Origin of the sequence: Brochothrix campestris FSL F6-1037, from assembly GCF_000525915.1 — a bacterium.
Lineage (GTDB): Bacteria > Bacillota > Bacilli > Lactobacillales > Listeriaceae > Brochothrix > Brochothrix campestris.
In genome coordinates, this window is sequence record NZ_AODH01000030.1 from 1 (window position 1) to 20,723 (window position 20,723).

24 protein-coding genes, 1 pseudogene and 2 other annotated features are annotated in these 20,723 nt (G+C 42.2%); of the genes and pseudogenes, 23 read left to right on the plus strand and 2 right to left on the minus strand.

Annotated elements, in window-relative coordinates; all coding sequences use genetic code 11:
- On the minus strand, positions 1–348 hold a 348-nt coding region (locus BCAMP_RS13530; RefSeq protein WP_198015739.1), incomplete at its 3' end, for a transposase.
- A 207-nt stretch (positions 349–555) separates the two neighbouring features.
- Here BCAMP_RS13530 and BCAMP_RS07150 point away from each other — a divergent pair.
- The 14 genes and pseudogenes from BCAMP_RS07150 (at position 556) to BCAMP_RS07210 (ending at position 10,283) form a co-directional block, all read left to right on the plus strand.
- Positions 556–1,227 (plus strand): prepilin peptidase, encoded by a 672-nt coding sequence (locus BCAMP_RS07150; protein WP_035314769.1) that lies wholly within the window; start codon positions 556–558, stop codon positions 1,225–1,227.
- Positions 1,208–1,870, plus strand: a complete 663-nt coding sequence (gene radC / locus BCAMP_RS07155; protein WP_035314770.1) for a RadC family protein — start codon at positions 1,208–1,210, stop codon at positions 1,868–1,870. Before BCAMP_RS07150 ends, radC begins: the two co-directional genes overlap by 20 nt.
- Before the next feature lie 381 nt (positions 1,871–2,251).
- Complete coding sequence (locus BCAMP_RS07160) at positions 2,252–3,268, plus strand: rod shape-determining protein (protein ID WP_035314771.1); 1,017 nt, start codon at positions 2,252–2,254, stop codon at positions 3,266–3,268.
- 84 nt (positions 3,269–3,352) lie between these two features.
- Positions 3,353–4,204: a rod shape-determining protein MreC gene (gene mreC / locus BCAMP_RS07165; RefSeq protein ID WP_035314773.1), complete on the plus strand. Its 852-nt coding sequence runs from the start codon at positions 3,353–3,355 to the stop codon at positions 4,202–4,204.
- A gap of 16 nt (positions 4,205–4,220) precedes the next feature.
- Positions 4,221–4,772 carry a rod shape-determining protein MreD gene (mreD, locus tag BCAMP_RS07170; protein WP_051456948.1) on the plus strand — a complete coding sequence of 184 codons (552 nt, stop codon included), beginning with the start codon at positions 4,221–4,223 and terminating at the stop codon, positions 4,770–4,772.
- 58 nt (positions 4,773–4,830) lie between these two features.
- Positions 4,831–5,046, plus strand: a pseudogene (locus BCAMP_RS15055) (hypothetical protein); the annotation flags it as partial.
- Entirely contained in the window at positions 5,023–5,487 is a 465-nt protein-coding gene (locus BCAMP_RS07175) for a septum site-determining protein MinC (RefSeq protein ID WP_408605186.1), read from the plus strand. The pseudogene BCAMP_RS15055 and the gene BCAMP_RS07175, both read left to right, overlap by 24 nt.
- 2 nt (positions 5,488–5,489) lie before the next feature.
- Positions 5,490–6,281, plus strand: a complete 792-nt coding sequence (minD, locus tag BCAMP_RS07180) for a septum site-determining protein MinD (RefSeq protein WP_035314774.1) — start codon at positions 5,490–5,492, stop codon at positions 6,279–6,281.
- Positions 6,282–6,412: 131 nt separating this feature from the next.
- Positions 6,413–6,784, plus strand: coding sequence for a Rid family detoxifying hydrolase (locus tag BCAMP_RS07185; protein ID WP_035314775.1), 372 nt, complete (start codon positions 6,413–6,415; stop codon positions 6,782–6,784).
- 65 nt (positions 6,785–6,849) lie between these two features.
- Positions 6,850–6,922: a sequence feature (ribosomal protein L21 leader region), on the plus strand.
- A 16-nt stretch (positions 6,923–6,938) separates the two neighbouring features.
- Entirely contained in the window at positions 6,939–7,247 is a 309-nt protein-coding gene (rplU, locus tag BCAMP_RS07190; RefSeq protein ID WP_035314776.1) for a 50S ribosomal protein L21, read from the plus strand.
- Positions 7,248–7,275: 28 nt separating this feature from the next.
- Positions 7,276–7,617, plus strand: coding sequence for a ribosomal-processing cysteine protease Prp (locus tag BCAMP_RS07195; protein ID WP_035314778.1), 342 nt, complete (start codon positions 7,276–7,278; stop codon positions 7,615–7,617).
- Positions 7,618–7,622: 5 nt separating this feature from the next.
- Entirely contained in the window at positions 7,623–7,916 is a 294-nt protein-coding gene (gene rpmA, locus BCAMP_RS07200; protein ID WP_035314780.1) for a 50S ribosomal protein L27, read from the plus strand.
- A gap of 70 nt (positions 7,917–7,986) precedes the next feature.
- On the plus strand, positions 7,987–8,883 hold the full coding sequence (gene rarD / locus BCAMP_RS07205; protein WP_035314781.1) for an EamA family transporter RarD: 897 nt from the start codon (positions 7,987–7,989) through the stop codon (positions 8,881–8,883).
- Between the two features lie 224 nt (positions 8,884–9,107).
- On the plus strand, positions 9,108–10,283 hold the full coding sequence (locus BCAMP_RS07210) for an MFS transporter (protein ID WP_035314782.1): 1,176 nt from the start codon (positions 9,108–9,110) through the stop codon (positions 10,281–10,283).
- Between the two features lie 103 nt (positions 10,284–10,386).
- Here BCAMP_RS07210 and BCAMP_RS07215 read toward each other — a convergent pair whose 3' ends face one another.
- Positions 10,387–11,028: an O-methyltransferase gene (locus BCAMP_RS07215; protein WP_051456950.1), complete on the minus strand. Its 642-nt coding sequence runs from the start codon at positions 11,026–11,028 to the stop codon at positions 10,387–10,389.
- Between the two features lie 279 nt (positions 11,029–11,307).
- On the opposite strand from BCAMP_RS07215, the gene BCAMP_RS07220 reads away from it, so the two are divergent.
- The 9 genes from BCAMP_RS07220 (at position 11,308) to trpA (ending at position 20,654) form a co-directional block, all read left to right on the plus strand.
- Positions 11,308–12,705 carry an amidohydrolase gene (locus BCAMP_RS07220; RefSeq protein WP_035314783.1) on the plus strand — a complete coding sequence of 466 codons (1,398 nt, stop codon included), beginning with the start codon at positions 11,308–11,310 and terminating at the stop codon, positions 12,703–12,705.
- A complete protein-coding gene (gene glsA / locus BCAMP_RS07225) occupies positions 12,705–13,628 on the plus strand; it encodes a glutaminase A (protein ID WP_035314784.1) in 924 nt (307 codons plus the stop codon). Before BCAMP_RS07220 ends, glsA begins: the two co-directional genes overlap by 1 nt.
- Before the next feature lie 87 nt (positions 13,629–13,715).
- Positions 13,716–14,099, plus strand: coding sequence for an OsmC family protein (locus BCAMP_RS07230; protein ID WP_051456952.1), 384 nt, complete (start codon positions 13,716–13,718; stop codon positions 14,097–14,099).
- 56 nt (positions 14,100–14,155) lie between these two features.
- Positions 14,156–14,399, plus strand: a binding site (T-box leader).
- Between the two features lie 72 nt (positions 14,400–14,471).
- Positions 14,472–16,343: an anthranilate synthase component I gene (gene trpE / locus BCAMP_RS07235; protein ID WP_051456953.1), complete on the plus strand. Its 1,872-nt coding sequence runs from the start codon at positions 14,472–14,474 to the stop codon at positions 16,341–16,343.
- Positions 16,259–17,395: an anthranilate phosphoribosyltransferase gene (gene trpD, locus BCAMP_RS07240; protein ID WP_084038664.1), complete on the plus strand. Its 1,137-nt coding sequence runs from the start codon at positions 16,259–16,261 to the stop codon at positions 17,393–17,395. Before trpE ends, trpD begins: the two co-directional genes overlap by 85 nt.
- Complete coding sequence (gene trpC, locus BCAMP_RS07245) at positions 17,392–18,135, plus strand: indole-3-glycerol phosphate synthase TrpC (protein ID WP_051456954.1); 744 nt, start codon at positions 17,392–17,394, stop codon at positions 18,133–18,135. The genes trpD and trpC overlap by 4 nt, the downstream gene beginning before the upstream one ends.
- Entirely contained in the window at positions 18,132–18,710 is a 579-nt protein-coding gene (locus BCAMP_RS07250) for a phosphoribosylanthranilate isomerase (protein WP_035314786.1), read from the plus strand. The genes trpC and BCAMP_RS07250 overlap by 4 nt, the downstream gene beginning before the upstream one ends.
- Positions 18,710–19,924 carry a tryptophan synthase subunit beta gene (gene trpB, locus BCAMP_RS07255; protein WP_035314787.1) on the plus strand — a complete coding sequence of 405 codons (1,215 nt, stop codon included), beginning with the start codon at positions 18,710–18,712 and terminating at the stop codon, positions 19,922–19,924. Before BCAMP_RS07250 ends, trpB begins: the two co-directional genes overlap by 1 nt.
- Positions 19,911–20,654, plus strand: a complete 744-nt coding sequence (trpA, locus tag BCAMP_RS07260; protein ID WP_035314788.1) for a tryptophan synthase subunit alpha — start codon at positions 19,911–19,913, stop codon at positions 20,652–20,654. The genes trpB and trpA overlap by 14 nt, the downstream gene beginning before the upstream one ends.
- Positions 20,655–20,723 lie beyond the last annotated feature (69 nt).

The following is a 20,723-nucleotide window of genomic DNA, read 5'->3' on the forward strand; positions in this document are numbered from 1 at the left end:
GCTTAAGTCTGTTTTGTTTTTGAGAAGTAATTTCCAATACGCTTTGAGTTTACGATAAATCTTTTTATCTTCTGAGTTTGAAGTATCATAACGGTTCATGAGTTTAATGCGTGTTTGATTAAGGGAACGTGTTACTAATTGGGACAAATGAAAACGATCGATGATGGTATCTGCATTTGAGAACACCTCTTTAATTAAAGACCCGTAAGGGGCGTTCATATCGATGACAATCGTTTTTACAGAAGCTCTCGCTTCAGATGAATAATTTGAAAAGTAATCTCTGAGATGATGTAATCTTCTAGATGGGAGGATATCAATGATTTCATATTTTTTCGCATCAGTGAAAATTCACCAACACCATAAATTATAGAACCGAAATAATTGTTAACCCTCCAAAAAGGTTCTTTTTTGGAGGGTTTTTTAGTTTGGCTTAAAGAGACGGAGTGCTTAACGAATATGCGTGCATTATGGCCAGTCTAGCAGTGTCAAAGCGCGAGAATCAGTTATAACACAGGCACTGATTGTTGCTATACTTAAAAGAAAAAAGGAGTCGCCATGATTATTCTCGGTTATGTGTTGAGTTCGTTTATTTATTGGAGTGCCACGGCTTATGCAACGGAAAATACCTTATGGCGTCGACGTTCACGCTGTGATGACTGTGGTTCAATCCTACAGTGGTGGCAACTCATACCAATCGTTAGTTTCTGCGCTTTACGCGGACGCTCTGTTTGTTGTCAGCAACCACTAAAATGGGTTTACCCATTGAGTGAATTGGTTGTTGTTGCTGTTCTGGTTCCAATTGGTTTTGATATGAGTGTCAGTGCAATTGTTCAAGGCAGTGTCTATCTTGTGTTAATTTGGCTCTCGTTTGTCGATTGGCAGAGTTACCATGTTCCGCTCCCAATGGTGATTTTTTTGGCGTTATTATTGGTTAGTTTACATGGTACAGCTGTAATAGCAGTTTTCGTTATTAATGGGGCAGTTTGTTTGTTGCTGTGGCTGAGTGCTAACCGTGCGATTGGTAGTGGTGATATTTGTTTGTTTTTAGCCTTAGGGTGGGGAGTGCCACCATTACAATTTATTTGGTTAATCGGCTTAGCAGCAGCACTTGGTCTCGTGTGGACAATGCTCAAACGCCAACGTCAGCCGATTCCCTTTGTGCCGTTTATTAGCATGGCTTATTTTATTATGACAGGAGGTGTTTTTGATGGTGGATTCGCTAGTTGAACAACCACGTGAGCGTTTAATCGCGTATGGGGCAGAACAATTATCCACGCAAGAATTATTAGCGATTATCTTGCAGACAGGTACAGTTAAACATTCGGTTTATCAATTAGCAACAAATGTTCTACGGCAGTATGAAACGCTCAGTCACTTACAACAGGCCTCTCATAAAGAATTGATGACCATAGAAGGTATCGGTCCAGTTAAAGCGACCCAAATACTAGCAATGCTCGAAATGGGCAAACGTTTAGCAGTTGAATCGTTTGTGCATAAGCAATCGATTGAATCGCCAGAAGAAGCAGTCGGAATCGTCTTGCCAAAAATGCGCTATTTGACGCAAGAACATTTCATTTGTATGTATTTAGATAGTAAACATCAGTTTATTCACAGCGAAACGCTCTATATCGGTGGTTTAAATGAGGTATTAATTTCACCACGTGAAGTGTTTTTAAAAGCGTTGCACTATAATGCGGCTAATGTTATTTGCTTTCATAACCATCCATCGGGTGATATTAGGCCGTCTAAGGCCGATATAAGCGCAACAAAACGCTTGCGTGAGAGTGGTGAACTGCTTGGCGTGCGATTAGTCGATCATATCATTATTGGTGATGGTGATTTTTATAGTTTTAGTCGCGGTGACTATTAACTGATTGCGAATGAAGATAGTAACAGTAGCAATTAAAGGAACGAGTGTTCTAATTTTGTTGAAAATAAGCTGAAACGAGGGTTATGCGGTTATTTATTCAGCTTTTAACACACAATTCATTTAAAAAGAGTTAAGGCTATGTTAAAATAATTAAGATAGCGCGGAGGTTGTCTTAATGATTGATAATTGTCCTATCTTTAAATGTCTCAGCAGTCTGTCTATTTCATCAGAAAAGAGGCGCTATACATGGTCTGCCACAGTCATTGGCTGAAGGTATGATATAATGAATTAAGTAGTGACGGTAACAATGAGCACGTTAATCATTTCATAAATGTAAATTAGATAACTATAAAAATTACCATTAAAAAAGGAGTCTGGAAAATGTTTAGTTTTGGGAGTAAAGATATCGGTATCGATTTAGGAACCGCGAATACATTAGTCTATGCAAAAGGAAAAGGGATTGTTTTACGCGAACCATCTGTCGTAGCAATCAATAAAGATTCAGGTCAAATCGTAGCGGTCGGTAGTGATGCTCGCAATATGATTGGTCGTACACCAGGAAATATTGTCGCGATTCGTCCAATGAAAGATGGTGTTATTGCTGATTACGATATTACCGCGGCGATGATGAAATATTACATTGATAAATTGAATAAAGGCATGGGTCTTGGCAAACCACACGTGATGATTTGTATTCCCGTTGGTGTAACAGGCGTTGAGGAACGAGCTGTCATAGATGCAACGCGTCAAGCGGGAGCACGTGATGCTTATACAATCGAGGAACCGTTTGCGGCAGCGATTGGTGCGGGCTTACCAGTTTGGGAACCAACAGGTAGTATGGTAGTAGACATTGGTGGTGGTACGACAGAAGTGGCAATTATTTCACTTGGAGGTATTGTAACTGCTGTCTCAGAACGTACCGCTGGTGATAAGCTCGATGAAGCAATCGTCAACTACATCCGTAAAACATATAATCTCCTCATTGGTGAACGTACTGCCGAAGCAATTAAAATGGAAATTGGTTCAGCAAATCCAGAAGGTTTAGAAAAACAAACAACTGATATTCGCGGACGAGACCTTGTAACAGGGCTGCCTAAAACAATCGAGATTACTGCTCAAGAAATTTGCACGGCTTTACACGATTCAGTGATGCAAGTAATTGATGCTGTTAAAACAACTTTAGAGAGTACTCCGCCAGAATTGGCTGCCGATATTATGGATCGAGGTATTGTCTTGACAGGTGGGGGTGCTTTATTACACAATATCGACCGTTTGATTTCCGAAGAAACAAACATGCCTGTTGTGATTGCTGAAGACCCATTAGACTGTGTAGCAGTTGGGACAGGTAAATCATTAGATAACATTAACTTGTTCAAAAACGCAAAAAAAGGTAGATAGTCAGAATGAATAAGACAGTGTACATGACTGTCTTATTCATTCTTTATAACGCGATAAAATTAAATATGTTGAGGTGTTGGTACTATGCCACGTTTTTTCTTAAATAAACGTTTATTAATACTACTTGTAGCAGTAGTGTTATTTGTAAGTCTGGTTGGTTTTACCTCACGCGACCGTGAGAATGCCTCTTTACCAGAATTGTTTGTGTATGATGTTGTGGGGTTTGCCTCGAATATCATCTCTAAACCGGTCAATTTTGTTGTTGGTCTCTTTGATGGTGTAAGAGATTTAACTTCAACCTATGAAGAAAACAAATCACTAAAAGAGCAAGTCGAACAGTTGGGCCAACTTCAAAGTGATGTGGTAACGTTAAAACGAGAAAATAAGGACTTGAAAAACCAGTCTGATGTCAAAAAAACACTATCAGAATTTGAACCGATTTCCGGTTTAGTTATTTCGCGTGACCCTGATGGTTGGTTCGATCAAGTAACAATCAATAAGGGTTCTTTAGATGGTATTAAGCCTAATATGGCTGTTACAACTGGCAAAGGATTGGTCGGTAAAATTAAATCAGTCAGCGCAAAATCATCGTCTGTTGAATTGTTAAGCTCATCAGACTCGCGCACACGCATTAGTGCGGCGGTGCAGTTAGGTGAGAATAAAAAGGCGTATGGTATTGTTAGTGGCTATAATAAAGAAGAAAACACGATACAATTGACACAATTACCGATTGATCAAAAATTCAAAAAAGGTCAAAAAGTAGTGACAACAGGTTACGGTGGTCGTTTTCCAGGTGGTCTACTTGTCGGTGAAATTGAAAGTGTCGAAAATGATCAGTTTGGTTTATCACAAACAGCAAATATAAAAACTGAGGCAGATTTATATGACTTTGATACAGTACTCGTTGCAAAAAGAACGATTGATACTGAGTCATAGGTGAGGAGTGCTTAGTATGAAAAAAATACCTGCAAGAATACTACTTCCCATCATAATGGGACTGTGTTTTATTTTAGAAAATACAGTCAGCTTTTATTTTGCGCACACGCTTTTTTATGGGGCAACGAAATACATTCCTCATTTTATTATTGTCATGCTTATTATGATGGTGGCGTATATACCTCGTAACCAAGTGCTTGTATACGCGTTAATTCTTGGATTGATTTATGATGTTTATAACATTGGCATTATCGGCGTGTACTTTGCAGTATTTCCGGTAGTTGTCTACATCAGTGGGAAATTGTTACACTATTTACAAGGATCCTTTCTAATGGTGTTACTTGTGTCTATTTTTGGCGTTGCCGTTAGTGAATTTGGAGCTTACTTGATATTCTCAAGTTTGAAAAGTGTCTCAATTGCCTTTTTACCGTATGTTACATCACGATTAACAACAACCTTATTATTCAATATGGCATATTTTTTAATTGTTTATTTTCCGTTTACAATGCTACTCAAACGATGGCAACGAGAAAACAAGGGGATTTCAGCGACACAGGTTAAATTGTAATTCACTCATAAATTTCTAGGGGGTCAAAAGATGGAAAAAAAAAGCAGTTCAGTTAAAAGGGACTAAGGATGGCATTGTCATACAATTATCGGATGAATCAGGCTATAATACACTTTTCAAAGAATTGAATGACCTGTTAGAAAAGAGACCGAATAAACAAATCAACGAGACAGTCAAACGGACACCGGTGACTGTTGAAACAGGCTATCGCATTTTATCAAAAGAATTCCAAGAAAAAATCATTCGCGTTATCCATGATAAAAGTGATTTGATTGTGAGTAAAATACGAACGAACGTGATGACTAATAATGCCGCGGAAAAATGGAAACATGAAGATGAGGTATTGCCATTATCGCGCTTAATCCGATCAGGACAACTGGTTGAATCAGGAGCGCATATGCTTATTGTCGGAGAAATAAATCCTGGCGGTCATGTAGAAGTCGTTGAACACGCGTTTGTGATGGGGCAAGTCAAAGGAACGATACATGCGGGTAAAAATGGTAACATGAAGGCTGTTATCATCGGGTGTTTCCAATATCCTGCGCAGTTAAGAATTGCTTCTAGTGTACGAACAATCGATAAGGAAGAAGCACTAACAATTGCTACACGCTTATCGATTGCATACTTAGATAAAGAGAATAATATAACAATCGAAGCATTGGATCAATACGCTGATACAAAGTCGATTTTTGCAGCTGAAAAAGGGGGACGCTAATTGTGGGAGAGGCTATAGTAATTACATCTGGTAAAGGTGGCGTCGGTAAATCAACAACCTCCGCTAATATAGGAACAGCACTGGCATTACAGGGTAAAAAGGTCTGTCTAATTGATATGGATATCGGTCTGCGGAATTTAGACGTTATTCTAGGTTTAGAGAACCGAATTGTGTATGATATCGTTGATGTTGTCACAGGACGCTGTAAGTTACACCAAGCATTAGTGAAGGATAAACGATTTGATGGTAAGCTCTTTTTGCTACCAGCCGCACAAAATTCAGATAAAGATGCAATTACAGGTGAAGAGATGAAATCGTTAGTGGATAGTATCCGCGACGATTATGATTATATTATTTTAGATTGCCCAGCAGGAATTGAACAAGGATTTAAAAATGCAATTGCCGGAGCTGATCGTGCGATTGTTGTTGCAACGCCAGAAATTTCGTCTGTTCGTGATGCAGATCGTATCATCGGCCTTTTGGAGCAAAAGGAATTCCCTGCCCCGAAACTGATTATTAATCGTATTCGTGTCAATATGGTTGAAGATGGGCGTTCAATGGCGGTAGAAGACATTACGTCGCATTTAGCGATTGATTTATTAGGCATTATTTTGGATGATGAGGCTGTGATTGAGTCGTCAAATAACGGGCAACCGGTTGTGTTGTCGAATACATCGAAGGCATCACTCGGTTACCGCAATATTGCGCGTCGTATTATGGGAGAGTCAGTGCCATTAATGCAAATTAAAGAGCATAAAGTCGGCTTTTTTAAACGCCTGTTTGGGAAGAAATAAATAGTGTTGGTTATCCATCTGAATATAATTTCGGATGGGTATTTTTTTAGATGGGCATCAGTGGTGAAACAGATGAAAGTTATGATACACTAATGCGTATAATAGATAAGGAGGAATTAGCATGAAAAAAAATTCAAACACTTGATGCACCACAGGCAATTGGTCCTTATTCACAGGGGCAAATCGTTGGCGATCTTCACTTCTTTTCGGGACAAATCCCATTAGACCCACAGACTGGTGAAATGGTTGGTGAAACTATCACTGCTCAAACAGACCAGGTTATGAAAAACATTAAAGCCCTACTAGCAAGCTGTGGTGGCAGCTATAATGATATTGTAAAGGCAACGATCTTTACGACCGATTTAAGTCAATTTACGGCACTTAACGAGGCATATGCAGCAGCCTTAGGTGATGTGCGTCCCGCTCGTAGTTGTGTCGAGGTAGCGGCATTGCCGAAAAAGGCCCTCGTTGAAATTGAAATCATCGCAGAAATAAAAAAATAAAGAGAATAGCGTTGACGACTCGGTTAATCTATGGTATATTTTAACATGTTATGTATGTAGCACCCGTGCTGCTGTAACCGCGCATTACAGGTATTAAGAACCCAGTGTCGCCTGCTAGTGGCGAGTCTAAGTAAACTAAGAGGAGGTGCATAGAATGTACGCAATTATTAAAACAGGTGGTAAACAATTAAAAGTTGAAGAAGGCCAAGTAATCTACGTTGAAAAACTGGATGCTGAAGCTGGCGCTGAAGTGACATTCAACGAGGTATTATTCGTTGGTGGTGAATCAGTAAAAGTTGGTGCTCCTTTGATTGAAGGCGCAACTGTAACTGGTACTGTTGAAAAACACGGTCGCCAAAAGAAAGTTATCGTTTTCAAATTCAAACCTAAGAAAAACTATCACAAAACACAAGGTCACCGTCAACCTTATACAAAAGTCGTGATTGGTAAAATCAACGCTTAAGTAAAAGACGATTAAGGACTGATGACGTGTGATAAAAGTAAATGTAAACCGATTGAAAGAGACTGAGAAAATCGTTGCAATTGAAATGACAGGTCACGCTGACTATGCTGAGTCTGGTAAAGATTTAGTGTGTGCAGGTGCTTCAACAGTGATATTTGGAATGATTAATGCAATTAGTTTGCATGTCGACCAGGCCCCACATATTGAAGAAAAGGATGGTGGAGGTTACCTTTATTATTCATTACCGGTTGATTTAAGCGATGAGATTCAAAAGGATGTTCAATTGTTAGCGGAAGCTCTATTAACACAGTTCACTACCTTAGAAGCAAGTTATGCTGAATTTATTCAGATAAAAAATAGCTGGAGGTGAAACATATGTTATTACAATTAAATATTCAATACTTTGCCCATAAAAAGGGTGGTGGTTCTACTGCCAATGGTCGTGATTCACAATCAAAACGTTTAGGCGCTAAAAGTGCTGATGGACAATTCGTAAGCGGGGGTTCGATTTTATATCGTCAACGTGGAACTCGTATTTTCCCAGGAACAAACGTTGGTCGTGGTGGCGATGATACTTTATTCGCAAAAGTTGATGGTGTTGTCAAATTCGAACGCGTAGGTCGTGACAAGAAGAAAGTTTCTGTCTATCCTGTAGCTCAAGAAGCATAAATAACACAAATAAAAGAACAAGACCGCTATGGTTTTGTTCTTTTTTTTATTAAAGGGAGAATGAAAGAAATTGGAGCGAAAAAGTAATGTCGGTATCTTTGCTGGTTTATTAACATACGTGATGTGGGGGTTTATCCCACTCTTTTTTAAATTACTATCGGATGTCTTGCCACTTGAAATTTTAGCACAACGAATTATCTGGGCTGCTGTATTTATGGTGTTAGCCGTCATTTTCACGAAAAAATGGCAATCTTTTTCTGTTATTATTAAAGCGATTTTTCGCAGCCCGAAACAGTTTCTGCTAATGTTATTAGTGGCCTTACTCATTTCGACGAACTGGTTTGTTTTTATTTGGGCGATTAACCATAATCATATTTTACAAACAAGCCTCGGGTACTATATTAATCCGATTGTAAGTATTGTGCTGGGTGTCATCTTCTTAAAAGAGCGCTTGAGCCGTGCGCAAGTTGTGGCTGTTATTTTAGCGTTTGCTGGTGTGATGGTGATGACCTTGAGTTTAGGTGTGTTTCCCTCTTTATCGCTTATTCTTGCTTTTTCATTTGGATTTTATGGCTTACTCAAGAAAAAAATGGATATTCCAGCCATCGAAGGCTTAACGATTGAGACCTTGTTTGTTTCCCCATTTGCTTTACTTTTATGGGGGTATTATATTTTCAGTGATCAAAGCTTCGTGACGAACAATGCAACAGTCGTCTCGTGGTTGCTCGTCATTTGTTCAGGGCTTGTAACAGCTGTTCCGTTATTGTTATTTGCCTTTACCGCCCGTAAAGTGACGTTGAGCATGCTTGGGTTTATGCAATACATTGCACCAACCATCAGTTTACTGCTCGGAGTGTTTATTTACAATGAGGCTTTTACTCGGACGCATGCGATTAGCTTTGCGTTAATCTGGCTCGGTCTCTTGATTTATTCAGTGGCAACAATTAGGAAACATCGTGAAAAATAACAGACGACAGTACTGTTAGGACTAAATACAGCTGCATTAAACTTATCTCGACATTGAAGCGAGATAAGTTTTTTTGTGTGCGGTTATTAATTGACGTATTGCTGATTTTTAAAATAAACTAGTTATAACTAACGGCTCGAGTAACAGTATCTGTATCCGCTATGTAAAGAAGGAGAGGAGGGTTACAATGGCGGCAACAACTTTAAAAAAAAACACGCCAAACGATGTTGCTATTATTGTGTATTGGTTGGGGGTTAGGTAACTTAGACCGAACGGTGATTAATTACGCGATTATTCATATGGCTGACGAACTGACATTATCCGCGACGCAAACAGGCTGGGTTTTGAGCGCTTTCTTTTTGGGCTATGCCTTGATGCAAATTCCAGGCGGAATCTTAGCCGATAAGATCGGTGCCAAAGTTGTTTTAGTAGCAGCGGTATTAATGTGGTCAATTTTCACGGGTTTAACCGCAATTGCGGGATCGTTCGTGTTATTGGTTATTATCCGTTTTTTATTTGGCATTGGTGAAGGTGGTTTTCAACCAGCCGCCGCAAAGGTTATTGCATCAGTGTTTCCCAAAAAACATCAGAGTAAGGCGATGTCGCTCTTATTAGCGTCAGCAGCGATAACATTAGTGCTTGTTCCGCTGATAGGCTCCTATTTAATTGTTAGCATTGGGTGGCGGTTAGTATTTGTTTGTGCTGGTTTAGTTGGTTTGGTTGTGACACTGCTTTATCGACGATACATCGACGTGCCCCCGTTGAAAAAGGCGGGAAAGACTAGCGTTGCAAAGGTGTTTAAATCGTTGCTCCACCGTCCGCTAATGTGGCTCTTGTTAGGGACTTTTTTTGCTATCTATGCAGTGAATTGGGGACTGACTTCATGGTTGCCAAAATATTTAACAGATATAAGAGGTTTAGCGTTAATTGAGGTTGGCCTGTTGCAATTAGTGCCTGGACTTATCATGCTTGTTTGTATGTTTTGTTATGGGGTACTCATTGATAAATTATCGCTCCAAGCCAACAAACAAGTGGCGGCTTTATTTGCAACCGGGATTGTCATTTGCCTCTATTTGATGTTTTTTGCCGAAACAATCGTGGGTTTCATTGTTTACCAATCGTTGATTATGGTCTTTATTACGTATATCGTTGTGTTATTACCAAGTATTTTGCTGAAAGCTCTGCCACAGGCGGTCGTCGGAACAGCGATGGGGATTGCGAATACAGGTGGGCAACTGGCCGGGTTTGCGACCCCTGTCGTAATCGGGTTTCTGATTGATTATACGGATGGTTCTTATGTGAGTGTCTGTTATTTGTTAATGGCCTGTGCGGCTATCTGTGTCCCGAACATGTTGTTATTGAGTACGTCGGTTGACACTCATTCAAGTGATCAATCGTAATGAAAAACCCACCACAAGCGCTTGTGGTGGGGTGAGACTGAAGTTAGAGGCTGTTCTTTAATAGTTAAACCTGTTTAAAATATATGCTGAACATTGATGGGATTTATTTCACACGGGCAATAGTCATACCGTCACCTGTCGTTGTAATAATCGCATCAACACGATCGTCTTTGCCGACATACTCATTGAAACGGCGCATCGCCCGAATCGGATTTGATGTTTTATCAGGGTCAGGTACTTCATCTTTCCAAAGGGTGTTGTCCGCTACAATTAACGAACCTGGTTTTGCCATTGCCAAAGCCCATTCATAGTAGTTAATATAGCTGTTTTTAGCCGCATCGATAAAGAAGAAGTCGAATGTTTCGCCTTCAGCAGCTAAGGCTTCCATCGCTTTTAAACCATCGTTACAAATAAAGGTGATTTTGTCTTTATAACCGGTTTTTTCAGCGTTTCCTTTGGAGAGTGGTTGGTAGCGAATGTCGTTATCAATCGTTGTAACATGACCATCGTGCGGTAAAATAGAGGCAAATAAAATAGCACTATAACCACCTAAGGTTCCAAGTTCTAATACTTTTTTTACGCCCGCTGTTTTAATAAGTACTCGCAACAGTTGGGCTGAATCAGCATCAATACTCATTTCATTAATGCCGGCAGCGATAATGCTATCTCTTATTTGATGGAAAAAATCAGGCTCGTAACTGCAAGTTTCTTCAATGTATTGTTTTGTTAAATTAAATTCTGACACGTTTCTCACTCCATTCTCTACTAGTATAAGACTGTAACATAAACTTGCCAACCCTTTTCTGCGATAAAAAATGATATTGCTCTTAAAATCGTCAATTTTGCTTTATTTTAAGGGAATTTAATATAGTGTTAAATAAGGAGGAATGATTTAATAGTTTACTACTAATATGGTATTATAAACGGAAGTTAGTTGGTTAATTAATCCTGGTTGTTGGTTTTGCTTTGAGAGGCAGTTTTGAATAAAGTATATGTATATAAGATAATGAAAAGGGGTTCTATAATGTTTAATACACAGGCGTTTTTAGATGGCAAGAAAACGGAATTTACGCAATTAAGCGATGCGATTTGGGAAGTACCGGAAGTTTATTATTACGAAAAACACGCGGTTTCGTTGATGGCAAAGGCATTGGATGACGAAGGCTTCTCTGTTGAACGTAACGTTGCTGGACTTGAAACAGCCGTTAAAGGTGAGTTTGGAACGGGACCAACAGTAATCGCCTTTTTAGGCGAATACGATGCGTTATCTAATCTCAGTCAAGCAGGTGGTGCAACTGCCTACCAACCACTTGAACAAGCGGGAAATGGTCATGGCTGCGGTCATAACTTATTAGGTGTTGGCTCTTTTGCGGCAGCAATTACTTTGAAAGCTTATATCGAAGCGACCAATGCACCGATTACTGTGCGTTTTTATGGTTGTCCCGCAGAAGAAGCGGGTTCTGGTAAAGCAGTGATGACAAAAGCGGGCGTCTTTGACGATGTTGATTTAGCGATATCATGGCATCCAAATACCGTCAACGCGGTCATGAACATTTCGAGCCTAGCGAACTATGCCGTTGATTTTAGTTTTGAGGGGAAGAGTGCCCATGCGGCGGCTGCGCCACATCTTGGTCGGAGCGCGTTAGATGCGGTTGAATTAATGAATGTCGGTGTCAATTTCTTGCGAGAACATGTTGAGAGTGATGTGCGGATGCATTATGCGATTACCAATGCAGGCGGACTGTCTGCTAATGTCGTGCAAGCACAGGCAGAGGTTTCTTATTTAATTCGAGCGCCCAAAAAAGCGCAGGTGATGTCAGTGTTTGAACGGGTTAAAAAAATTGCGGAAGGTGCGGCATTAATGACCGAAACCTCAATGAACTACCACTTTAAAGGAGCTGCATCAAACTTAATTCCGAATACTGTCTTAGCCAATGTCATGCAAGCACAACTTGAAAAGATTACGCCAGTAACGTATACAGCGGAGGAATATGCATATGCGTCAGCGATTTTTGAAACATTTGATCCGCAGACGCAGGCTGAAGCGACTGCGTTGTTCCCCGATGTGTTGGTGCAGGCGTTAGCTGATAAAAAACTAAATCACTACCCGCTACCACTATTACCCGAAAGTACGATGATGGCATCGACCGATGTGGGAGATGTCAGTTGGAAGGTGCCGACAGTTCAAGTCGCCACAGCATGTTGGACAATGGGGACGCCACCTCATACGTGGCAAGTTGTCTCCCATGGCAATACCACAGTCGGTCACAAAGGGATGATGCAAGCGGCTGAATTAATGGTCAATACCGCGATTGCGTCGCTTACAGATTCGGCGATTATACCGGCTGCCAAAGCTGAACTTAAAACGAGGCTTAACGGTGAACCGTACGTTTCGCTCGTACCTGATGAAAGAGGTGTCTGATGCAACAACTACTCGAACAATTGGTTGAAACAAGTCGTAAAACGACCATTCAAGGAAAGGTTGCGACCTATATCCCGGCCTTAGCTGAGGCAGATGCCGCGCATTTTTCAGTCTGTCTGACAGATAAAGGGCAAAGCTACGCCTATGGAGAAACCGACACCTTATTTACGTTGCAAAGTGTCGTGAAAGTGATTAGTTTTATGTTGGCGGCTGATTATCATGGGCTGACACGGATGATGGACTATGTTGATGTCGAGCCAACGGGCGATTCGTTTAACTCGATTGTTCGACTCGAGAGCGCCAACACGAAACCGTTTAATCCGATGATAAACGCCGGTGCGATTACGGTGGCATCGATGTTACCGGGTGACACGCCGACCGACAAAGTCGCCACTGTGCTGACTTTTTTAGAAACACTTTTGCAAAAAGAAGTGACAATTAACCAAAAAACCTACCAGTCAGAATATGATTCCGCCGATCATAACCGAGCAATTGCTTATATTTTAAAGGCCAATGGTTATTTAGAAGCAGGTGTTGAAAATGCGATTCAAACTTACTTGCAATTATGCTCGATTGAGGTAACAGTGAGTGACCTCGCTCAAATTGCCCTTTTCTTTGCGGAAGATGGTCAAAATGAACGGATTTGTATTGACGGTGCGATTTTAAAAGTATCGAAGGCATTGATGTTAACCTGTGGGATGTATAATTCATCCGGTAAGTTTGCTGCCTTTGTGGGTTTGCCCGCTAAAAGTGGTGTATCTGGTGCCATTATTGCGGTCGTTAAAAGCGGTGCGATTGAAATACTCGAAGGTCCGATTGGCATCGGTTTATATGGGCCGGCGATTGACGAAGTTGGAAACAGTGTTGCAGGTGTTCACTTCCTAATGGCACTCGTCAAAAAGTATAATCTTTCTGTCTTTTAACAACAACAGAACATCTCAGTTGTTATTTCTGGCAAATAGCCTATAATTAAAGCTAACATACAGAGCAGTTAGAGGAGATGACAACAGATGATGGAAATAGTACCTGGTCAAGACGGGCTTGAAATTGCGTTACCTGATGGAAAACTCGTATTGAAAAAAGAAGTCGGTTATTCACCCGTCGAAGTTACCGTTTTAGCAGTGGCAAGCTGTGCCAATTATGTTTTAGAAAGTATTTTAACGAAACAACAAATAGCTTACGAATTCATTAAAACAGAAGTCGAATATGAGCGTGATCAAGCTCATAAAGCTATGCCAATTAATGCGATTGAAGTGACGTTTACAATGCGTGCAGCGAGTGAGCAACAGGTTAAAATTAAAAAAGCTTTACGTCTGATTCATGGCAACTGCCCGGTCATTCAATCATTGAATGAAGACATCGAAGTGATGGAAGAAATTATTTTTATAGATTAAAAGGCTTGCTTTTAAAGTGAAAGCAAGGTAAGATAATAACTAAGTTAGTTAAGCAGAAAAAATCGTTGAGAAAGAGTAGTAGGTCGGAATGATATATTGATGAGCGAGTCGGGACAGTGAGAGCCGATCAATATACGCCGGTTGAATGGACTTTCGAGAGATTCGCTGAAAGTAGTAAGCGAATACGGGCTCTCCCGTTACAGAGATAGGATATGGTAGTATCCGAAGAGTGAGTAAACAACAAAAGCTATCTTTTGTTGTTTACTAAAAGAGGTGGCACCGCGATTAAACGTCCTCTTACAAGAAATCAGTATGATTTTTTGTAAGAGGACGTTTTTTTGTTTTAACTACTAACGAAAAGGAGGCGTCAACATGTCATTATTCATCAATGAAATTGAAGCGGATGAACTTACACCAGTCCGTATTTTTAAACAGTTAAACGGGTCAAATAAATGTTTGCTCGAAAGTTCGCTCCGCTTTGGTCTTAATAGTCGCTACTCATTCATCTGTCAAAATCCGGTGGCGAAGACGACCTTAATGAATGGGACCGTCACCCATAATGGTGTGACAGCCTCAGAGCCGTTTTTAGAAGTAGTTGAAGCTGTGATGGCACAAACAAAAGTTAAAAATGAGCATTTTCCGTTCATCGGTGGTGCCCTGGGCTACGTTGGTTATGAAACGATTCATCAATACGAAGAAATCGGGAACTATCTACCGGACCCATTAAATTTACCTGAAGCACAGTTGTATTTTTATGAAGAAGTCATTATTTTTGATCATATTGAACAAAAAGTATTTGTTACGAGTGTTCGGTCTGCAGAAAACAGTGCAAAGCTCGCACGCTTATTAAAAGCAGAGTCACGTGTCACCCAAGGGGAAGTTAGTGTCGGTGACTTTACGAGTAATGTTGGTCAAACAGCCTTTGAGGCAATGGTCGAACAGGCGCAAGCGGCAATTAAGCGAGGTGATATTTTTCAAGTGGTGCCCTCGCAACGGCTAAGTGCGCCTTATGAAGGTGATGCGTTTGAACTGTATCGGCGTTTAAAACGACGGAATCCGTCACCGTATTTATATTATTTAGAAATGGATGACTGTCTCATTATCGGTTCATCACCTGAAAGTGTTGTGGCCTTACATGGTGAGCAAGTGACGATGAAGCCGATAGCAGGTACTCGTCGTCGTGGTCAAACCGCAGCAGAAGATGATATCCTTGCGGCTGACTTACTGGCGGATCAAAAAGAGGTAGCGGAACATACGATGTTGGTCGATCTCGCCCGTAACGATATTGGTCGGATTGCCGCGAAAGGAACGGTGGCCGTTACTTCTTTTAAAAAAGTTGAGAAATACAGCGATGTGATGCATATTGTTTCGACGGTTGAAGCGGTGATTGCGCCCGAGTATAATTCGTTTGATGCGCTGCGCATGAGTTTGCCAGCGGGCACTGTAAGTGGTGCGCCCAAGATTGCCGCGATGCGCTTAATCAACCAAATGGAACAGGTCAAACGTGGCATCTACAGCGGTGGTGTCGGCTACTTTTCGTATAATGGCGCGATGGATTTTGCACTTGCAATCCGCACAATGGTGGCGACGAATAAGGTCTTACACGTGCAAGCCGGTGCTGGAGTCGTCTTAGATTCAGTGCCACAAACCGAATATGAAGAAACGCTCAACAAGGCAAAAGGCCTTAATGGAGGTAACGAAATGATTTTACTAATTGATAACTACGATTCATTTACATATAATGTGTATCATCAACTGCTGTTAAGCGGTGAAGAAGTCAAGGTTGTTCGCAACGATGCCTTGACGGTTGCAGCGATTGAAGCGCTCCAACCGAGTGGGATTGTCTTATCACCAGGACCAGGACGTCCAGAAGATGCGGGCATCTGTTTGCCACTAATTCAACAATTAGGTGCTAAAATACCGATGTTAGGGATTTGTTTAGGCCATCAGGCATTAGCTCAAGCCTTTGGTTATCAGGTGAATCAAGCTGAGCAAATCAAGCACGGAAAAACAAGTACGATTAGTCATCAGCAAGTTGGCATCTTTAAACAACTGCCCGCTGACTTTGAAGCGATGCGTTATCATTCACTCGTAGTCGATGAAACCAAGATTGAAGACACGTTTGAGATTGTGCTCGCGCCAATGATGATCGTGAAATTATGGCGATTCAACATCGCAGCCTGCCGCTCTATGGCATCCAGTTCCATCCTGAATCGATCGGCACCCCAGCCGGCCAACGTTTAATTGATAATTTTGTGCAACGGGCCCGCTCCCACATATCGTTTACTGAATATTTAAATAAATTAAGCGCTGGCGAGCATCTTTCACAGCAAGAAGCGCGGTTAGCGGCCAATCGATTGTTCGATCAGTCATTGACAGATAGTGAAATCGCAGCCTTCTTAATGGCTTTAAAAATGAAGGGTGAAACAGCCGCTGAAATCGCGGGTATTGTCGAAGCGATGCGAGCTCATGCCTTGCCGTTACCGCAACGACATCGTCAATTAATGTGTAACTGTGGCACAGGCGGTGATCGCTCAGGCACCTTTAACATCTCGACAACCGCGGCGTTCGTACTAGCAGGTGCAGGTGTTAAAGTAGCGAAACACGGCAATCGTTCCATCTCAAGCAAGAGTGGCAGCGCCGATGTGCTTGAGGCCTTAAATGTGTCATTGAACGCGACGCCAGCCGTGATTGACCATCAATTAGCAACGACAGGGATGACCTTTTTATTCGCACCTCATGTTCATCCACACCTCGGACAAGTAATGCGTGTACGCCAAGCATTGGGTATTCCGACAGTGTTTAATATTATCGGACCATTAACAAATCCTTATGCCCTCGATTATCAAGTCGTTGGTGTGTATCGTGCAGATTTAGTCGAACCGATGGCAAAAGTGCTCGTTGCGCTAGGTCGAAAAAAAGCCATTGTCGTTCATGGCTATGGTGGGCTAGATGAAGCCTCGCTTGCGGGTGACAATCAGTTAGCCATCATTGCAAACAACAGCTATCAATTAACAACCTTAAATCCGCAACGACTCGGCTTTAGACAACAGGGCAACGAGACGTTGAAAGGTAAAGACGTCGCTACGAATGCGACGATTTTGACCGAGGTGTTGGCGGGTAAAAAAGGCCCTTATCGTGATGCGGTTGTCTTAAACAGTGCAATCGGATTAGTGGCAGCTGAACTGGCGGACACTTTTGCTGCAGGAGTGAAACTTGCAGAAGAAGCGATTGATTCACAGCGCGCCGCCGAACAATTACATTACTTACAAACGACAACGGAGGCGATTGGATGATGAGTATTTTAACCGAAATTATTGCCAAAAATAGCGACCGCGTCAAAGGCTATCAATCGGAACAATTGCACTTGAGCATGGCTAACAAAGCCCCTTTTTTGACACCAACTGCCCCGGACTTTCGTCTGATTGCTGAAATCAAACGGGCATCACCCTCAAAGGGAATAATTGATGCCACGGTCGATGTTGTGGCACAGGCAAAGCGTTATGAGGCCTTAGGCGCAAGCGCGATTTCCGTGCTATGTGAACCGTATTATTTCAAGGGTGATTTTAGCGATTTAGAGGCGATTCGCGCGGCAGTGCAACTGCCTATTCTATGTAAAGACTTTATCACAACGACAGCGCATCTCTTAAAAGCCAAAAGTGCTGGGGCAAACATAGTGCTCTTAATTGTGGCGGCACTAACTCCAACTGAACTTGCGACGCTTTATCGCTTTGCAAGAGCGTTGGAATTGGATGTGTTAATTGAGGTTCATGATGAGGGCGAACTCGCAGTGGCTCTCAAGCTCAATCCGCGTTTAATTGGCATAAATAATCGTAACCTCGAAACCTTTGCCGTTGATTTAGCGACTACTGCCCGTTTACGTGCCTTAATTCCGCCGACGATTACTGTTATTTCAGAAAGTGGCATGTTAAATGTGCCAGATATCGCCACCATTAAAGCGACTGGGGTTGATGGCGTCTTAATCGGTGAAGGGATGATGCGTGATGCCGATGCACTGCAGGTGATGTTTCGATGACGGCTGTTAAAATTTGTGGCTTGATGACCGTAGCAGCAGTGACAGCGGCAGCGAAGGCTGGTGCCGATTACATTGGTTTTGTGTTAACCCCGAGCAAACGCCAAGTGAGTCTTGCACAGGCGGCAAACCTGCGCAAAATGGCTGGCAACGCGAAGGTTGTGGGGGTGTTTCTTGAACCAACAGCGGTCTTTATTCAAGAGGCAATAGCGGTCATCGGTTTAGACTTTGTGCAAATTCATGGCGCACTTCCGTCTGACTTATTACTGGAGCGACCACTCATTAAAGCACGTTCCCTAATGGAACCGCCTGTCTCCAACGCTGTGTACGCAGAACTCATCGATGCTCCGACACCGGGTAGTGGCAAGGTCGTTGATTGGTCAGCGATTACAGCTGGAGCTCACCCGCTATGGCTTGCAGGTGGCTTAACCGCTGCCAATGTAAGCGAGGCGATTCGGATTGTAAAACCAGCTGTCGTTGATGTTAGCAGTGGTGTTGAAACAAACGGCAGCAAAGACAGCAATAAAATCATTCAATTCATCACAACTGTGCAGCAACTAACGAAGGAGGAACAATAATGACTTACACTTATCCAGATGAAGATGGCCATTTTGGTCGCTACGGCGGTCGCTATGTGCCCGAAGTATTAATGCAATCAGTGCTCGAGCTCAATGAGGCTTATAACCGCTATAAAGAGGATCCAGACTTCAAGGCAGAATTGGCCTATTATTTAAAAGACTATGTCGGTCGACAAACACCACTTTACTTGGCAGAACGCTTAACAAAGTATGTTGGTGGTGCGAAAATTTATCTGAAACGTGAGGATCTAAATCATACTGGCGCACATAAAATTAATAATGCCCTCGGTCAAGCCTTGCTCGCGAAGCGGATGGGCAAACGTAAAATTGTCGCTGAAACAGGGGCAGGTCAACACGGCGTTGCAACAGCGACCGTCTGTGCCTTGTTTGATATGGAGTGTACTATTTTCATGGGGGAGGAAGATGTCGCTCGTCAAGCATTGAATGTCTTTCGAATGGAACTATTAGGGGCAAAAGTGGTATCTGTCTCAAGCGGTGAAGGTTTACTCAAAGATGCGGTCAATGATGCACTCCGCTATTGGGTTGCTCATGTTGATGACACCCATTATTTAATGGGTTCCGTCTTAGGGCCACATCCCTTTCCACAAATGGTTCGTGATTTTCAAAGTGTGATTGGGACTGAAATCAAGCAACAACTCCACGAAAAAGAAGGACGTTTACCCGATGCCTTAGTGGCCTGTGTCGGTGGCGGATCGAATGCAATTGGGACGTTTTATCCCTTCATTGAAGATACCACCGTTAAATTATATGGTGCCGAAGCGGGTGGGTCGGGTATTGAAACAGGCAAACATGCAGCGACCTTAACGAAAGGCAGTGTGGGCGCACTGCATGGCTCACTCATGTACTTATTGCAAGATCAGGCCGGTCAAGTGAGCGAAGTTTTCTCGATTTCGGCCGGGTTGGATTATCCTGGTGTAGGGCCTGAGCATAGTTTGTTGCATGATTTGAAGCGGGCCGAGTACCATGCGGTCACCGATGACGAGGCGGTTGCTGCCTTTAGTGTGATGTGTCGCCAAGAAGGGATTATTCCAGCACTTGAAAGCGCCCATGCAATTGCGCTCGCGCTAAAAATCGCCGCCGATATGTCACCGGAAGAAATCATGGTAATCACCGTATCTGGTCGTGGTGATAAAGATGTCGCCCAGCTAAAAGAACGGTTTGAAAAAGGAGGAACCACTGATGAATGCAATTGAGACGACATTAGCAACGACAAACAAAGCCTTTATCGCTTACATGATGGGCAACCAAACATTAGTCAAAGACTATCAAACACTGGTTGCTCAAGGGGCGACAATTGTTGAAATCGGTGTTCCTTTTACTGACCCCGTAGCAGATGGACCTGTCATTCAAGCCGCAGGTTTGAAGGCATTACGCGCAGGTGTTACTTTGCAAGGCTTACTAACGACGATTGGAACGATAACGGCTAAACCGGCACCAATCGTCTTAATGACTTACTTAAATCCGCTCTTTGCGATTGGTTATGAATCGTTTGCCCAGCAATGTCAACGAAATGGCGTGTCGGGCGTGATTGTACCCGATATGCCGTTTGAAGAGAGTCATCAGTTACGGCAATTGCTCGAAGCGCATGATGTCTTATTGATTACGTTAGTAACAGCAACATCAACTGGCGAACGCTTAACGCAAATGTTAAAAAAAGCGCGTGGTTTTATTTATGCGGTGACAGTTAAAGGTGTCACCGGTGAAAGACGGGCCTTTAATCCGGCCATTTATGACTTTTTGGCGGAGTTGAGAACAAAGACAACGGTACCTGTAATGGCAGGATTTGGCATTGCCTCAACAGAACAAGTCAAGGCGCTATTGCCTCATTGTGATGGTGTCATTGTCGGAAGTCGGATTGTCGACCTCCTCGAAGCGGGAGAATCGGCCCCAATTGGTAGCTTAATTCAAGCAACGAAGCAATAAACAGTTAAATAAGGCTGATTTTGAAGAATCGTTGTTTTACTTATCGCAGGACTTAAGATATAATGATAA

Excerpts from the sequence above, each read along its gene's own strand:
- BCAMP_RS07150 (WP_035314769.1), top strand. The coding sequence starts at position 556 with ATGATTATTCTCGGTTATGTGTTGAGTTCGTTTATTTATTGGAGTGCC.
- radC (WP_035314770.1), top strand. The coding sequence starts at position 1,208 with ATGGTGGATTCGCTAGTTGAACAACCACGTGAGCGTTTAATCGCGTAT.
- BCAMP_RS07160 (WP_035314771.1), top strand. The coding sequence starts at position 2,252 with ATGTTTAGTTTTGGGAGTAAAGATATCGGTATCGATTTAGGAACCGCG.
- mreC (WP_035314773.1), top strand. The coding sequence starts at position 3,353 with ATGCCACGTTTTTTCTTAAATAAACGTTTATTAATACTACTTGTAGCA.
- mreD (WP_051456948.1), top strand. The coding sequence starts at position 4,221 with ATGAAAAAAATACCTGCAAGAATACTACTTCCCATCATAATGGGACTG.
- rplU (WP_035314776.1), top strand. The coding sequence starts at position 6,939 with ATGTACGCAATTATTAAAACAGGTGGTAAACAATTAAAAGTTGAAGAA.
- rpmA (WP_035314780.1), top strand. The coding sequence starts at position 7,623 with ATGTTATTACAATTAAATATTCAATACTTTGCCCATAAAAAGGGTGGT.
- BCAMP_RS07210 (WP_035314782.1), top strand. The coding sequence starts at position 9,108 with ATGTTGCTATTATTGTGTATTGGTTGGGGGTTAGGTAACTTAGACCGA.
- BCAMP_RS07220 (WP_035314783.1), top strand. The coding sequence starts at position 11,308 with ATGTTTAATACACAGGCGTTTTTAGATGGCAAGAAAACGGAATTTACG.
- glsA (WP_035314784.1), top strand. The coding sequence starts at position 12,705 with ATGCAACAACTACTCGAACAATTGGTTGAAACAAGTCGTAAAACGACC.
- BCAMP_RS07230 (WP_051456952.1), top strand. The coding sequence starts at position 13,716 with ATGATGGAAATAGTACCTGGTCAAGACGGGCTTGAAATTGCGTTACCT.
- trpE (WP_051456953.1), top strand. The coding sequence starts at position 14,472 with ATGTCATTATTCATCAATGAAATTGAAGCGGATGAACTTACACCAGTC.
- trpD (WP_084038664.1), top strand. The coding sequence starts at position 16,259 with ATGGCGATTCAACATCGCAGCCTGCCGCTCTATGGCATCCAGTTCCAT.
- trpC (WP_051456954.1), top strand. The coding sequence starts at position 17,392 with ATGATGAGTATTTTAACCGAAATTATTGCCAAAAATAGCGACCGCGTC.
- BCAMP_RS07250 (WP_035314786.1), top strand. The coding sequence starts at position 18,132 with ATGACGGCTGTTAAAATTTGTGGCTTGATGACCGTAGCAGCAGTGACA.
- trpB (WP_035314787.1), top strand. The coding sequence starts at position 18,710 with ATGACTTACACTTATCCAGATGAAGATGGCCATTTTGGTCGCTACGGC.
- trpA (WP_035314788.1), top strand. The coding sequence starts at position 19,911 with ATGAATGCAATTGAGACGACATTAGCAACGACAAACAAAGCCTTTATC.